Here is a 14,820-nt window from a genome sequence, read left to right on the forward strand (position 1 = left end):
AGCGGCGCTGTGCTTAGGCCGTTCCGTGGCGCATCGTCATCCCTTTCACCTTGCGAGGCAAAACGGATGACCGGCCCCTTCCGGCTTCCTCGACCCGTGGCGCGTAGACCGGCCCTTCGCCGTTCCGCCGCCCGAGGGATCTCCACAGGCGTCCCTTCCCGGGGAACTCCCGGTAGGGCCGCTTCGGACGGCTCGCCCGGAGCCGGCTGGGTTTTCACCGGCTCCATCTGCATGATGGCTGATAATAAAAATGTCAGCTGTTGTCAACCCCCGCGGGGATCAGGGCCAGTAGGCCCTCCTGTCGGGTCCAGCGCAGGGCTTCCACCGGCCCCTCCCATCCGATCAGCCGCCGGAGTTGCTCTTGGAACCGCGCCGCGTCCCCCGTGGTGAAGAACCGATGGCAGGGCGTCCCCTCCCCGGCCGACGCCCCCAGCACCTCCGCGGCCCGCCGGGCCACGGCCGGGGCCGGATCCACCAGCGTCACCTCTGGGCCGGCCAGGCGTCGGATCAGCGGGGCCAGGAACGTGTAGTGGGTGCAGGCCAACACCAGCACATCCGCCCCCGCCCGTAACACCGGCTCCAGATGGCGGCGGACCCCCGCTTCGGCCTCCGGGCCCTCCAGGAGGCCCGCCTCCACCTGTTCGACCCAGCCGGCACACACCTGTGGGATCACCCGCAGGCCCTGGGCGAAGCGCTCGACCACCCGCGCCATCAGGGGACCGTTGAGGGTGCCATAGGTCCCGAGGACCCCGATGACGCCCGTCCGGGTGTGGGCGACAGCCGGCTTCACCGCCGGCTCGATGCCCACAAACGGGATTTCGGGGAATGCCTCCCGAAGCGGCCACAGGGCCGCTGCCGAGATGGTGTGGCTGGCGAGGACGATCACCTCGGCCCCCTGCGCGCGCAGGAACCGAACCACCCCCTCCGCGAGCCGACGGATCTCCCCAGGCGGCCGGGGCCCATAGGGCACATGGGCCTGGTCCGCCACGTAGAGCGTGGGGACAGTGGGGGCCAGACGGACGAAGGCCTGCCAGACCGATAATCCCCCCACGCCGGAATCGAAGAAACCCACGACGCCTCCCATAAAGAATTCTCCCCCAGGGCGATCCGCCCGGGATCAGGGACGCCCCGAAGCGTCGTTCACGGACACGCTGCGGGTGGCAGATCCCCCTCCTCCAGGGCCCGCTGCAGATCCGACGGCGCCAGGCGCTGGAAGGCCTCCGTCGCCACCCAACGGACCCCGAGGCGATCCGCCCGGCCGAAGGCCAACCCGTGGATCAGCCCCCCACGCCGCGCCTGCCGAAGGACCCGCCGGACGGCTTCCGCCACATCCGGGACCGCCGCGCCCAGCCAGTAGGCCACCGCTGGGGAGCGGATCCGCGCGGCCCGGGCCGCCCCGTCGAACTCCACCCCGGCCGCATACCGCTGGACCGCGGCCGCCGCTTCCAACAAGCCAGCGGTGCTCTCCCCCGCCGCGCCCACCACCACCCACGCTCCCTGGCCGTAGAGCCGAAGGGCCGCCTCGAACCCGGCCACCGGATCCCACGCCGAGGCCACTGCCTCCACCCGAACCGCCGAGGGATCCCACCCGGCCCGCTGGGCCCCGCAACGGATCCCCGCCAGGGCGGCTTCCATCCCTGGGCCGGCCATGATCCCCAGAGGACCCGGCGAGAGTCGCCGTGCGATGGTGCCAGCCAGGTAGCCGGCCTGCCATCCCATCTCGAAGGGATCCACCGAGAGGACCAGCGCGTTGGGCGGCAAGTGGGATCCCGCCGGCAGGCCCAACAGCACGAAGCGCTTCCCGGGGAACACGCGGGCCTGCTCCAGACCCAGACGGGCGGGCCCTTCCATCCCGAGGATCAGGAGGCGGTGATCCGGCTCGCGGGCGGCGCGCGGGACCACCGTGGCCCAGGCCACCGGATCCTCGCCCAGCGGGAGGAGCGAGACCGTCACGCCCTCGCTGGCCTGGAACGCCCTCACCCCGGCTGCGGCGGCGTCGAAGGGCCCGAGAGCCCCCTCGAGACCTTCCATCAGGACCACGATCTCGGTCAGCCGCGGCGGGGGCGCCGGGGCGGCCGGGGCACAACGAACGGCGAGCCCGAGGATCAGGACAAACCGCCCGGCAAGGGGCCACCTCCCCATGCCGCCTCTCCCCCATATGCACCTCGGCGGAACGAGGCGCCGCGAGGCGTTCCCTTCCGCGGGATCACGACGGGGCGGTGGAATCGACGCCCTCCTCCAGATCGGGGATCAGCCCCAGCGCCCGGGCCTCCTCATAGGAGAGAAGCCCCTCGCCCCCGGGCCCGGGCTCCTCCCCCGTCCATCCCCCCAGAGGGTCCCCGACGGGTGCAGCGGTCGCGGGCCTGTTCGGGATGACGGACTCGGTGCCAGAAGATCCGGCCTCCGGCGGTGGGCCCCAGAGGCCCCCCAGCCGCGACACCGCCTCTCGCAGTTCCAGCCACACCAGGCCGGCTTTGATCGAACGGGAGACCGCACAGACCACCCACGCGCCCTCGGGGAGACGTCCCAGATACAGGGCCCGCTGGGCCGCCTCCCCCATCTGGGCCTGGAAGCTGGGCTCCCCCATGAGTTCGGCCAGGCGATCCCCCCACACCCCCATCTGCCCGATGGCTGCCGCCAGGGCCTCCGCCGAACGGCCTGCGATCATCCCCGCCGCCGCCAGCAATTCGCCACCGGCCCCGACCAGCAGCACGAACTCCGCCCCCGATCGCCGCTGCAAATCCTGCAGGATCGCCCGGGCCCGGGCCTGAGCCGCCGGATCCAGCGGCGATCTGGCAGCGGTCGCCTCCGGAACCGGCGGTCGCTCCCCCCGACGCCGCGCCAGCGCCCGCTCCACGGCCGCCAGGACTTCCTCCGCCGTGAACGGCTTTACTAGGAAATCCACCACCCCTTCCCGGAAGGCCTGGATGACCGTGGAGGTATCGGCGAAGCCACTGAGGGCGATCACCGGGAGATCCGGGAAGTCCCGGTGGAGGCTCCGGATCAAGCCCATCCCGCCCATCCCGCCCATCCGGAGGTCCGTGATCACCAGGTCGATGGATGTTCCTCCGAGGATCTGTAACGCCCGCTCGGCGCTGGGGGCGGTGCGCACCGCATACCCGGCCACCCCCAGGATGTCCGCCAGGGTCTGCAGCGCATCGATGGCATCATCCACCACCAGGACACATGGCACCTGCCCCATCGCTTCCTCACCCCCCACGGCCCTCATCTGCCGGTGGTGATGGCCCGGAGGGCCAAGCCCACCATGATCGTCAACACGACGCTGTAAAGCCACTGCTCCCGCCGCCCATCCCGGCCGCGGGTATATGCGTAAACCAGGGGCAGGGCCAGGGCCAGGACGATCCCATAAAGAAAATGCAGCCCTCCCCGGGCCGGCCAGAGCCGCATCAGGACCATCGCCAGGCCCAGCAACCCCTGGAGCAGGATGACCCCCTCCAGGATCACCAGCGCCCCCCAGAAATCGCCCTTCACCCCCTCCCCCCGCAGCGCGCGCCAGAAACCCCACAGCGCGCAGATCATCAGGAAGAACAGGATCGTCTGGCTCAGCCCGTCGTGCAGGGTGATCAGGGTGGACATCGTCGGCTCCGTGGATGGCTCGGGCGTTCAGGGGCCGTGCGGGTCCCAGCCCCCCGCGCCCTACGGCTGGCCTCCACCGCGCAGCAGGAAGCGTATGGTCTTCTCCACATCCTCCCGCCCCTTCAGGACGCCCACCACCACGCGATGGACGATCCCCTCCCGGGTGACAAAGACGGTGGTGGGCACCCCGAAGATCCGGTAGTCCCGCTCGGCCCGGCCGTTGTGGTCCAGCAAGATGGGGAAAGGCAGCGCGAACTGCTCCACGAACCGCCGCACCTCCCCGAGATCGTCCTGGGCGGTGAGGTTGATGCCCAGGACCTCCAAGCCCTGATCGTGATATTCCTGGTAGATCTGGGCCAGCAGCGGCATCTCCTCGCGGCACGGGACGCACCACGTGGCCCAGAAGTTTAACAACACCACCCGCCCCCGCAGATCCCTCAGGCGCACCGTCCCGCCGTCCAGACGCTCCAGCGCGATCTCCGGCGCTGGGATCCCCGAGGTCAGGCCCCTCGGGGCCGATGCGGCGGCCGGGGTGGGGGTCTCCGCGCCAGCACCCCGACAGGCCACCCCTATCAGCACGAACACCGCCAGCGCCCAGCAACCGCCCTTACGCATGGGCTCCCCCCAGCGTCCGGCCGCTCAGGTAGCCGAGATAGGCGGGGACCAGTGGGAACACGCAGGGCGAGAAAAAGGAGAGCAGGCCGGCGAGGAAGGCCACGGGGTAGCCCAGCCCGGCCCCCGGGCCCACATCCAAGAACAGGCCCAGTTGGAAGGTCCAGACCCGCAGGTTGGTAAAGGTGGGAACCCAGAGGGGGAGGCTCAGCCCGGGGATCAGGAGGCGGAGCGCATCCAGGGAGACCATCCCCCCAACCAGGACCAGGAAGACGCCGCTGGCCGTTTTGAGGGCCCCCAGGTGCCGGCGCACCGCCCGCAGCCCGGCCAGGGCGCGGTCCAGCAACAGCCCCATAACGAGGAAGGGGATCCCCAGGCCGGCGGCGTAGGCAGCCAGCAACCCCAGGGCCTGGCCCGCCGTCTCCTGCTGGAAGGTCAGCGTCAGGATGGCCCCCAGGGTGGGGCCCACGCACGGCGTCCAGCCGGCGGCGAAGAACACCCCCATCAGCCACGAGGTGACCACCCCCGAGGGCGCGATCCGCGGCATGGACGGGCGCCACTCCGCCAGGATCAAGGAGGAGATCAACGGGATACGCACGCCGAGCACGGCCAGGCCCATCAGCAGCACCAACGCCCCGCCGACAGCCGCCAGGACGTCCCGCACGTTGAAGAACACCTGGCCCAGCAGGGTGGCCGCGCCCCCCCACGCGAAAACGAAAACAGAAGAGAAGCCCAGCACGAAGGCCCAGGCGTGGGCGAAGGTGCGCCAGCGGAGGCCCGCCGGCATCCCCTCATCGCGGGTCATCGCTCCGCTCCTCCGAAAGCCGCGTTTGCAGACGAGCGATCCGCTCCTCCAGCGCCCGCTGCCGGCGCACGAGATAGACGATGTAGAAGAACGTCAGGCCCCAGAACACCAGATAGGCCGCCACCAAGTATCCCATCGCGAGACCCCTTTGCGGCGCGGGTCGGAAGGCCCCTCACCCCTCCAGGACAGCCTCCAGCGCCTCCAGCGCTTCCTGGGTCCGCTGGACCCGATAGCGCATCCAGAGCAGCACGCTGAACAGCATGGTCCACGCCACCAGGCTGAGGATCATCGTGTGGACCATGCGGGGGGTCAGGCCGAACTGTCCCTGGGCCTCCGAGGAGACGCTGGGCCCCAACACAATGGGATGGATGGTGCGCAGCAGCCGGGCCGAGAGATAGGTGATGGGCACCGTCACGAAGGCAACGATGGCGTAGACAGCGGCGAAACGGGCCCGCGTCTCCGGGTTCTCCACCGCGCCCCGGAGGAGGAGGTAGGCCGCATACACCACCCAGGTGAGCGCCGTGGTGGTCAGCCGCGGATCCCACGTCCACCACGTGTTCCACACCGGCCGGGCCCACAAGGAGCCGGTGATAACGGCCATGGTCAGCAGCACCAGCCCGACCTCCACCGCGGCGTGGCTGAGTTGGTCCCAGCGGGCCTCCCGCGTGCGCAGGTGGGCGATGGCCCCGACCAGGGCGACGCCGAAGGCCAGGAACCCCGACCACGCCGTGCTGACGTGGAAATAGAAGATGCGCTGCACATCCCCCATCTTCGCCTCGCGGGGCGCGTAGCCGAACACCGCGAGGGTGGCCAGCACCATGAGGGCGACCGTCGTCCCGACCCAGACGCGCTCCCGAAGGCCCACAGCCCACCTCCGCGCTGGCGTCCCCTTCCCAGCCGGAACCAAACATCACGGGCCGGCCGCCTCCTCGAAGACCAGCCCGCCGACGGCGAACAGGATCATATCATAAGCCAGCAGGATCTGCAGCCACATCCCCCATCGCTCCGGGTCGAGCTCCAAGGCCGCGCGGGTCCCCTGGACCCCGGCGATGAGCAACGGCGCGGCCACGGGGAAGAGCAGCAGGGGTAGCAGCATCTCCCGGGCCCGCGTGGCCATCGCCATGGTCGCCAGCAGGGTGGCCACCCCAGCCAGCCCCGCCCCGCCCAGGAGCAACAGGACCAGGACCAGGGGATCCCACAGGGAGAGGTTAAAGAAGACCCCCACGGCCACCAGGGAGAGGGCCAGCACCAGGGCGATCAGCACGCCGTGGACGATGGCCTTCCCCCAGAAGAGCAGATCCCGCTCCCCCGGGAGCATCAGCAGCCCCTCCCACGTCCCCCGATCCAGCTCCGAGGCCATCATCCGCCCAACCCCCAGGCTGCTGACGAACAGGAGCAACATCCACAGGAAGACAGGGACGAAGGACCGGGCCAGGTCCGGCCGCAACTCGAAGGCAGCGCCGAACAGGAACAGGCTGAGCCCCGCCAAGGTCAGGGTGGGCGTCAACGTCTCCCGGCCCCGCCCCTCGACCCGCAGATCCTTCCACAGCAGCGCCCCCAGGACCGCCCGGGCCCGTCCCTTCCTCCGCAGCGCCGGCCGTTCGTCCTCAGAGGCGCCCGCTTCCTGCTGCGGGGCCTCCTGGACCGAGTGAAGGGCATGGGGGCGGCGGAAGGTGCGCCCCGGCCGCCCATGCGCCCCATACAGGGCCTGCAGGGCCGCCGCGTCGAAGGCCTCGGGAGGGCCTTCGGCCACCGCGCGCCCGCGCACCAGCACCACGACCCGATGGGCGACGGAAAGGCTCCCTGGATCGTGAAGGGCCACCAACACCGCATCGCCCCGGGCGGCCCGCTCCTGAAGGGCCCGACGGGCCGCCGCAACCCCCACCACATCCAACCCGGTGAAGGGCTCGTCCAACAGCAGCACCCGGGCCGGCGACAGCCACACCCGGGCCAGCGCCAGCCGCTGGAGCATCCCCCGGGAGAAGCCCCGCACCCGATCCTGGGCCCGCTCGGCCAGGCCCACCTGCGCCAGAGCCGTCCGCCGGGCCTCGGGATCGTCCGGCCACCCGTACAGGCGCTGATAAAACCGAAGGTTCTCCTCCGCGCTGAGATCCGGATACAGCCACGGCTGGTGGCCCAGCAGGGCCACCGCCGACCGGACCCCCGGGCCCTCGGGAGGCCAGCGACGGTCCCCCACCCAGACCACGCCAGCCGTCGGCCGGAGGAGGGTGGCTACCACGCGCAACAGGGTGCTTTTGCCCGCGCCGTTGGGGCCCACCAGGGCCACGATCTCCCCGGCCTGCACCGACAGGGAAACGTCCTGCAGGGCCCACTGCAGGCCGAAGGTTTTCGAGAGCCCCACGATCCGCAACACCACCGGCCCGTCCATCCTCCCATCAACCCCGCGAGGTTCGGGCTCGCCATAGGCGAACCGCCTGCTCTTTCAGAGCCGCGCGGCGGTGGCGGTAAGTCTCCGCATCGACCTCGCCGGCCTCGTAAGCGGCATCCAGCCGGGCGATCTCCTCGATGGGGTCGATCCGGCGGCCCGCTCCCCACCGGAGCCACAGCACCGCCAACCCCAGCCCCCCGGCGATGGTCAGCGCCAGGGCCCCTATCGGGAACGGGGTAGCCGGCCCCAACGTCACCACCAGGGCCCCCCCGGGCATCGGCGGGTCCACCTCGTAGAGGCGATAAGGGGTGGATCCGATGACGCGGATCCCGCGATCCTGCAGCCCCGGCCCTGCCGCCCGCAGGCTCTCCCCGGCGATCAGGAGATTGAAACGGCCCACCGGATAAGCGGAGCGGAAGGTCAGGGTGCGGGCCCGGGCCAACGGCAGTTCATACCCGAAGGCCACCTGATCGCCCATCCCCGGGGGGACCGGGGCCGTGTCGATCAGGCGATCCCCTTCCTGCCGGTAACGCGCCCCCATCTCCCCCTCCGAGACCTGGAGGTTCTGGACGCCGGGGGGCAGGAAGAAGATCATCCCCGGCCCCTCGGGCCCGCCGTAGGTCGTCGGCCCCCGGTTGGAGTAAACCCAGATCTCGGTGACCAGCAAGCGATCGGCCAGCGGCTGCAGGATCCAGTGGACCTGATCGACGCGGATGCCGCCGGGATCGGCCGATCGGTCGAATACCATCAGCGTGGCCGTCGCCACAACGCCCGCCGTCAGGGTCAAGGGCGCTGTGGCCGGGTAATGAACGCCCTCCCATTCCGCCAGAGGAAGATACCTGGCCTCGGGATAGACCGGCACCCCTTCCAGGCGATAGGACCCATCGGCCGCTGTGCGGGTCGTCTGGGAGAAGATCGGGGTGGATTCCACCAGCGCGTAGAGGGTGACCGTGACGCCGGCCGCCGGGGCCCCCCGGCTGCCGTTGAGGACCTGCCCTTGGACGGTAGCGGTGGCCACTGGGCGCGGTGGCTGCAGGGCTCCCAGGCCGGAGACGGAGAAGGCCAGATACGGGAGATAGGCCATCAGGGCCGCCTGCTCCGCTGCCGGGATCCCCTCTAGCCCGCGGTGGGCCGGGATCCGCTCCGAGCGAAGGGCCTCGAGGCCCGCCGCCGGGGAGCGCCCCAACACGCGCTCCGGATCGGTCAGGGGAGACGGGCCTTGGCGGCCGTCCGCTCCATGGCAGGCCGCGCACGCCTCCCGGTAGCGCCGTGGCGCCTCCGCCAGCGCCTCAGGGGGGACGGCCAGGGACCACGCGTAGAGGGCCATGGCCCAGCGTTCCGGCTCGCTCAGCGCCTCCCGCCAGGGCGGCATCCCCCGCTCCGGCCGGCCCTCCGTGATCACCTGGAACCAATCCCGAAGGGTCGCTGTGTGGGTGGCGAACCCCTCCGTGAGATCCAGACGGGCATCCGGCGTCCGCACCCGGAGGGCAGCCGCCTGCGGACCGTCGCCCCGGCCCAGGGGGCCATGACAGGCTGCACAGCGCTGGCGGAAGAGCGCACGGCCTTCTTCCAGCGAAAGGCCTGCCGGGGGAAGGGCCGGCGTCGGGGTCGGCCAGGGCTGGGTGCGGAAGGGGAGATCGCCGGCCGGCGGCGGGGCGGCCAGCGTGAGGGAGCACGCGCTCAGAAAGACCGCCACACCGAGCAGGAGCCCGCCAGGCCGAAAGGCGCTCATCCGCCCTTCCCTCCCTGGTGCGCCCGGCGGGCCCGGACGGCAGCCTCCACCCAGTCCTCCGCGCTCGCCCCCTCCGAGCCCTCGCGCAACACGCGCAGCAGCGTGGCCCCTTCCTCTAGATAACGCTGGCGCAACGCCAGGTAGTCCTCCTCCGGCAACTTGCCGGTCCGCCAGTCGGCCTCCAGTTCCCGCAGGCGGATCAGAGTCCGCTCATACGCGAGGCGGAGGGCCGAGGAAGGATCCGGCCCGGAGCCATGCGGGCCGTTCCGCAGAGGGCTGAGCACATATCCGAAAACCAGGCCCCCGATCCCCAAAAGCAACACGGTCGTCAGGAAGACCTCGAGGGTCGACACATGTCCTCCTCAATTTCGCGGGGCCAGCAGGGAATCCAGGATCCCTTCCAGTTCCCCGGGGCGGATGGGGGCAGCCTTGTAGAAGACCACCTCCCCTTTCGGATCCACCACGAACGTCTCGGGGACGCCGGTGATGCGATACAGCCGGGAGATCCGCGTCCCGACATCCGGGCCATTGGGGTAGGTGATCTGGAAGCGCCGAAGATAAGCCAGGGCGGCCGAGGGGGCGTCCAGGTAATCCACTCCCACGAAGATCACCCCGCGATCCCGATAGGACCGCCACAGGGATTCCAGCAGCGCCGCTTCCTCTTCGCACGGCTTACACCACGAGGCCCAGAAGTTGAGGACCACGACGCGCCCCCTCCAGTCCCTCAGGCGGAACTCCGAGATCCCCAATCCTCCGTCATATCCTTCATAAAGCGGAAGCGTGAAATCGGGCGCCGGACCCCGTGTGGGAGCGGTCCGCCCTCGCTCGATGAAGGCCCAGCCCAGCAGGACCAGGAAGGCCATCGCCAGCCCCAGCCCGACCCACACACCCCAGCGCCGTCCGTCCCGCATCGCCCCGTCTCCTTTCGCCGGCGCGGGTTTACCAGTTCTCCCGGGCCCAGCGATCGAGGGCCTGGGCGGCCTCGTCGGGGAGCACCTCGGCGGCCGTTTCAGGAGCCGGGGTGCCCCGGCGCCATCGGGCGAGGCGAAGGGCCAGCCAGAGGGCCGCCGCCGGCAGCCCCACCGCCGGGATCAGCCAGACCCCCAGCTCGATCCCTCGAGGGGGCGGGACCGCCAGCACCCGCATCCCATAACGAGAGGCGAAGAAGGCCAGGATCTCCGGCTCGCTGCGCCCCTCACCCAGCATGGCCCGGATCTCCTCCTTCCACTGAACACAGGCTGGGGTGTCGCAGGCATCCAGGGGCACGTTCTCGCACACCGGGCAGTAGAGTTTCTTTGCCACCCGGTTCACCGCGTCGTCCGACACCGGGCTGGGCGTCGGGCTTTGGGCCCAGGCAGCTCCTCCGACTTTCAAGAGCCCGGCCAGGATCGCGGCGCCGAGGACCAGCACGTCGAACCGGCCTCGCCCCATCATCGGACTTCCCCCGCCAAAGATCCTCTGATCGAACGACCCTATCCGAGCGGGGGCCGGCCTCCCCCGCCCAGGCCTTCACGGGACGGCCGGCTGCTCCCGGACCGGTTGCCCCACTGGCAGGCGCTGGGGGGCGGGGAGCGGAGCCGGCCAGACGGCCACCAGGGTGCCGAGGATCAGCACCAGCCCGCCGATCCAGATCCAGGAGACCAGCGGGTTGATGAAGACCTTGAAGGTCGCCCGGTTCCCCCCCTCCGTCCATCCGCTCAGCAACAGGTAGAGGTCCTCCTTCAGGGTCGCCCGCAGGGCCGGCGGGGTGAGGCTCTCCCCGCTTTCATATTGCAATACATACGGATACAGGGAGGCCAGGGGCCGGCCGTGCGCGTCATACACCTGGACCCACGCCTCGGTCACCGTTACGTCCGGCTCCGCCGCCGGCACATACTGCCGGATCCCCTGGTAGACCAGGCGGTAGCCACCGAACGTCAGGGATTCCCCCAACCCCAGGGTGCGCTGGGTTTCCTGCGGGTAGAAGCGGGACCCCACCACCCCGATACCGATGAGGACCACGCCCAGGTGGACCAGATAGCCGCCATAGCGCCGGGGATGGCGTCGCACCAGCCGGGCCAGGGCCACCGGCCATGCCTCGCCGGTGGCCCGCCGCCGGGCCCGCACCCCCAGCCCGTAATCCAGCAACGTCCCCCACCCCGCGAAGGCGCACAGCGCGAACCCCAGCAGCGCCCAGGGCTGTCGGACCCCCAGCCCCCAGGCCAGGGCCGCCATCCCCGTGGCGGCCAGGGCGCCGGAGCCCAGCGCCGGCCCCAGGGCCACCCCCGGGGTCCGACGCCAGCGGACGAAGGGGATGACCCCCATCAGCCCGTAGAGGGCGGCGAACATCGGCCCGGTGACCTGATCGTAGTAGGGCGGCCCGACGGTCAGTTTCTCGTTGAAAAGGAGCTCCGAGAACATGGGGTAGAAGGTCCCCCAGAAGATGGCGAAGGCGATGGCCAGGAAGAGCCAGTTGTTCAAGAGAAAGAAAGTCTCCCGGGAGAGCCAGGATTCGATGCGGTTCTCCGCCCGCAACAGGTCCCAGCGCCAGGCCAGCAGCGCCAGGGAGCCCACCAGCACCAGCGCGACGTAGATCAGGAAGGGCGGGCCGATGGCGGAGCGGGCGAAAGCGTGCACCGAGGCGATCACCCCCGTGCGCGTGATGAAGGTCCCCAGGATCACCAGGGCATAGGTCAGGATGATCAAGAGGGCGGACCAGACCTTCAGCATGCCGCGGCGCTCCTGCACCATCACGGAGTGCAAGAAGGCGGTGGCGGTCAGCCACGGCAGCAGCGCCGCGTTCTCCACCGGATCCCACCCCCAGTAGCCGCCCCAGCCCAACACGTCGTAGGCCCAGCGGGCGCCTACCAGCAGGCCCAGGCTCAGGAAGAGCCAGGCCACCAGGGCCCAACGCCGGATCAAAGCCAACCAGAGGTCGTCCCGCCGCCCGGCCAGCAGCGCCGCGACGGCGAAGGCATAGGGCACCGTGAACCCGACGAAGCCGAGATACAGCAGGGGCGGGTGGACAATCATCCCCGGATGGCGCAGGAGCGGGTTCAGGCCGCGGCCGTCGGCCGGGGGGGCCAGGAAGACCTCAAAGGGGTTGGCGAAGAACAGGTTCAGCGTGAGGAAGAAGGTCTGCGTCAGCAGGAGCGTCCCCGTCACATAAGGAAGCAGATCGCCCGGAATGCGTCGGGGGCGCGCCATGGCAACAAAGAGGAAGAGGCTCATCAGCCAGGACCAGAAGAGCAACGAGCCGTTCTGACCGCCCCACAGGGCGGTGACCTTCAAAAACAGCGGCTGGGTCCGCCGCGAGACCTGGGCCACATAGACCAGGCGGAAATCATCCTGCACCAGGGCGACGACCAACAGGAGGACCAACCCACTCAGCAGGGGCGCCATCACAAGGGCGATCCGGCGCGCCACTTCCCCCCAGACCGGGCGATGCCGGAAGCCCGCCCAGAAGGCGAGGGCGGTCCCCGCCGCCCCCAACCCCCACGCCAACATCAGGATCCCCTGGCCCAGAGCCGCTTCCATCGAGGGGCCTCCCTCCGGTGATGGGTTCCTCGCGGGCGCATGTCCTCGGCCCTCTCCGCAGAGACGCGGTCGTCCTCATCCCCCACGGGAGCGGCCGGCCCACCGATGGGCTTCCAGGGAGCCATCGCCCAAGGGGGCTCCGGCCCCTTAGGGCTTCACCTCCGCCTCTTCATAGCGGGTGGGGCACTTGAGGAGGAGGGTTTGGGCGTAGAACACGCCATCAGGGCCGAGGGTGCCTTCCACGATGGCCTGGGCCTCGTTCTGGAGAAGATCGGGCTTCGCCCCTCGGTAGACCACCTTCAGCGGCTGGCCCTTGCCGATGTCGGCCACCCGTTCCACCAGGCCGAACTCGATGTGGAGCGCCTCCGGATCGTAGCGGATGGTCCCGCCGTCCACGATCCCCGAGAGGCGGATGGGGCGACCCTGGAGGGCCGCGGCGCGGGCCCGGAGTTCGGAGACGGTCAGATAGTACTGGGAGGCGCTGCGGACCCCGTTGACGATCAGCAACGCCACGGCGACCAGGAGCAGGCCCCCTCCCGCCCAGAAGCGCGCACGCATCCTCACCTCCTCCCTGTAGCCTTCGCCGTCAAGTGTAACACATGCCATGCCCCTCCTCCCAGATCAGCGTCCGGTCACCGGACCCGGCGCTCCGCAAATCGCGGCGCTCCATCGCGTTCGACGAAGACGAACCCAACGCGTCAGGGAGTTCCCCGAACCGCGGGATTTGAAAAAGAGGCCCGGAAAGCGTTAAGATCCCCTCACACCGGCCGGCGCTCCCCGCTCAGGCCGGCCGGGGGAAGACGGGAGAGGGAGGTGCTGGATGGAGCCGCTGGAGCAGGCGGGGACGATGGTGCGCCCCGTAGATCGGGGGCGGCTGGCCGAGGCCATCCGCGAGGTCCTGATGGCCGTAGGGGAGGACCCGGATCGGGAGGGCCTGCGGCGCACCCCGCAGCGGGTGGCTGAGATGCTGGAGGAGGTGCTGGCCGGCTACCGGATGGATCCCCTCACTCTGATCAACGGGGCCATCTTTGAGGCCGAGGACGCCGACCTGGTGCTGGTGCGGGACATCGAGTTCTACAGCATGTGTGAACACCACATGCTGCCCTTCTTCGGTCGGGCCCATGTGGCCTATCTCCCTGACGGGCGGATCATCGGCCTTTCCAAGATCCCGCGCATCGTCGATCTTTTCGCCCGCCGCCTCCAGGTCCAAGAGCGCATGACCCGCCAGATCGCTGACTTCCTCGAAGCCCTCCTCCACCCGCGCGGCGTCGCGGTGATCATCGAGGCCGCCCACCTGTGCACGATGATGCGTGGGGTCCGGAAGGCCCAGGCCCGCATGGTCACCCAGGCCTTCACCGGCCTCTTCCGGACCCAGCCCGAGCTCCGGCGGGAACTGCTGGCCCAACTGCAACCAGGGCTCGGGCCTCGAGAGGAACCCCTCTGAAGAAGAACCCTACCCACCCGCCTGGAGGAGGCCCGTCCGTTTCTTAAGTTTTGTATGGTAAACGATAGTTTGCTATAATCACCTTCGACTTCGCGCGGTGGTGGAACGGGGATGGCTTACATCCGGCAGGTGCCTGCCGTGGAGCGGGCCCTCCAGGTCCTGGAGTGGATCGCCGAGCGGCCCGAGGGGGTTTCCCCTGCGGAGTTGATGGCCCGCTTCGATCTCTCCCGCACCGGGACCTTCGCGCTGTTGAACACGTTGAAGGCCCGGGGCTATCTCGAGCAGATCCACCCTCGGGGGCCGTATCGCCTGGGGCCGCGCTGGTGGGCGCTGGCCACCCGCGTCCACCCCGAGCGCATCCTGCGGGACCTGTTCCGGGCAGAGGCGCAGGGGTTCGCGGAAAGCCTCGCCCTCCTGCGGCCGGACGGTGGGGAGGTGGTGGTGATCGAGGCGGTCCTGGGCCAGGGCCCGCTGATCGGCCGCTGGGCGGTGGGGGAGCGGTATCCGATGGCCGAGGGGCCTGCGGGCTGGCTGTTCCTGGCGGAGGGCCGTCCCGGCCCTCGCTGGGAACGCATCCGCCGCGCCGGGCTGGCCCAGCGCCGCCAAGGATCCCTCTTCGAGGCGGCGGCACCCATCTGTCCCGACGGTCGGCGCCCTGCGGCAGCCCTGGCGTTGCGCCTGCCGGCCCAGCGGGCCACCCCTGCCCTGCTGGAACGGCTGCGGGT

General features: G+C 70.3%; 17 protein-coding genes. 2 read left to right on the plus strand and 15 right to left on the minus strand.

From position 1 onward, the window contains the following. Positions 1-253: 253 nt before the first annotated feature. The 15 genes from murI to C4313_RS09035 all read right to left on the minus strand — a co-directional run bounded on the left by murI (position 254) and on the right by C4313_RS09035 (position 13,209). Positions 254-1,084: a glutamate racemase gene (gene murI / locus C4313_RS08960; RefSeq protein ID WP_352429522.1), complete on the minus strand. Its 831-nt coding sequence runs from the start codon at positions 1,082-1,084 to the stop codon at positions 254-256. 56 nt (positions 1,085-1,140) lie between these two features. After that, positions 1,141-2,142: a BMP family ABC transporter substrate-binding protein gene (locus C4313_RS08965; protein ID WP_352429523.1), complete on the minus strand. Its 1,002-nt coding sequence runs from the start codon at positions 2,140-2,142 to the stop codon at positions 1,141-1,143. Positions 2,143-2,206: 64 nt separating this feature from the next. Then, positions 2,207-3,202 carry a response regulator gene (locus C4313_RS08970; RefSeq protein ID WP_352429524.1) on the minus strand — a complete coding sequence of 332 codons (996 nt, stop codon included), beginning with the start codon at positions 3,200-3,202 and terminating at the stop codon, positions 2,207-2,209. Positions 3,203-3,225: 23 nt separating this feature from the next. Then, positions 3,226-3,597 (minus strand): COX15/CtaA family protein, encoded by a 372-nt coding sequence (locus C4313_RS08975; RefSeq protein WP_352429525.1) that lies wholly within the window; start codon positions 3,595-3,597, stop codon positions 3,226-3,228. A gap of 60 nt (positions 3,598-3,657) precedes the next feature. Continuing rightward, positions 3,658-4,212, minus strand: a complete 555-nt coding sequence (locus C4313_RS08980) for a peroxiredoxin family protein (protein ID WP_352429526.1) — start codon at positions 4,210-4,212, stop codon at positions 3,658-3,660. After that, on the minus strand, positions 4,205-5,014 hold the full coding sequence (locus C4313_RS08990) for a cytochrome c biogenesis CcdA family protein (RefSeq protein WP_503012461.1): 810 nt from the start codon (positions 5,012-5,014) through the stop codon (positions 4,205-4,207). The genes C4313_RS08980 and C4313_RS08990 overlap by 8 nt, the downstream gene beginning before the upstream one ends. Next, a complete protein-coding gene (locus C4313_RS08995; protein WP_352429527.1) occupies positions 5,001-5,150 on the minus strand; it encodes a CcmD family protein in 150 nt (49 codons plus the stop codon). Before C4313_RS08995 ends, C4313_RS08990 begins: the two co-directional genes overlap by 14 nt. Positions 5,151-5,186: 36 nt before the next feature. Beyond that, positions 5,187-5,879 carry a cytochrome c biogenesis protein gene (locus C4313_RS09000; RefSeq protein ID WP_352429528.1) on the minus strand — a complete coding sequence of 231 codons (693 nt, stop codon included), beginning with the start codon at positions 5,877-5,879 and terminating at the stop codon, positions 5,187-5,189. Positions 5,880-5,924: 45 nt separating this feature from the next. After that, entirely contained in the window at positions 5,925-7,403 is a 1,479-nt protein-coding gene (gene ccmA, locus C4313_RS09005; protein WP_352429529.1) for a heme ABC exporter ATP-binding protein CcmA, read from the minus strand. 7 nt (positions 7,404-7,410) lie between these two features. Further along, positions 7,411-9,135: a c-type cytochrome gene (locus C4313_RS09010; protein WP_352429530.1), complete on the minus strand. Its 1,725-nt coding sequence runs from the start codon at positions 9,133-9,135 to the stop codon at positions 7,411-7,413. Next, on the minus strand, positions 9,132-9,488 hold the full coding sequence (locus C4313_RS09015; protein WP_352429531.1) for a hypothetical protein: 357 nt from the start codon (positions 9,486-9,488) through the stop codon (positions 9,132-9,134). Before C4313_RS09015 ends, C4313_RS09010 begins: the two co-directional genes overlap by 4 nt. A 9-nt stretch (positions 9,489-9,497) precedes the next feature. Beyond that, entirely contained in the window at positions 9,498-10,046 is a 549-nt protein-coding gene (locus C4313_RS09020) for a TlpA family protein disulfide reductase (protein WP_352429532.1), read from the minus strand. Positions 10,047-10,074: 28 nt separating this feature from the next. Continuing rightward, positions 10,075-10,566, minus strand: a complete 492-nt coding sequence (locus C4313_RS09025; protein WP_352429533.1) for a cytochrome c-type biogenesis protein — start codon at positions 10,564-10,566, stop codon at positions 10,075-10,077. Between the two features lie 78 nt (positions 10,567-10,644). Beyond that, positions 10,645-12,651 (minus strand): heme lyase CcmF/NrfE family subunit, encoded by a 2,007-nt coding sequence (locus tag C4313_RS09030; protein ID WP_352429534.1) that lies wholly within the window; start codon positions 12,649-12,651, stop codon positions 10,645-10,647. Positions 12,652-12,798: 147 nt separating this feature from the next. Continuing rightward, complete coding sequence (locus C4313_RS09035) at positions 12,799-13,209, minus strand: cytochrome c maturation protein CcmE (RefSeq protein WP_352429535.1); 411 nt, start codon at positions 13,207-13,209, stop codon at positions 12,799-12,801. Positions 13,210-13,471: 262 nt separating this feature from the next. Between C4313_RS09035 and folE the strand changes: the two genes are divergently transcribed. Then, positions 13,472-14,095 (plus strand): GTP cyclohydrolase I FolE, encoded by a 624-nt coding sequence (gene folE, locus C4313_RS09040; protein ID WP_352429536.1) that lies wholly within the window; start codon positions 13,472-13,474, stop codon positions 14,093-14,095. 111 nt (positions 14,096-14,206) lie between these two features. Then, the coding region (locus tag C4313_RS09045) for an IclR family transcriptional regulator (protein ID WP_352429537.1) at positions 14,207-14,820 on the plus strand (614 nt) is incomplete at its 3' end.

This window comes from Thermoflexus sp. (assembly GCF_040289485.1).
Classification (GTDB): domain Bacteria; phylum Chloroflexota; class Anaerolineae; order Thermoflexales; family Thermoflexaceae; genus Thermoflexus.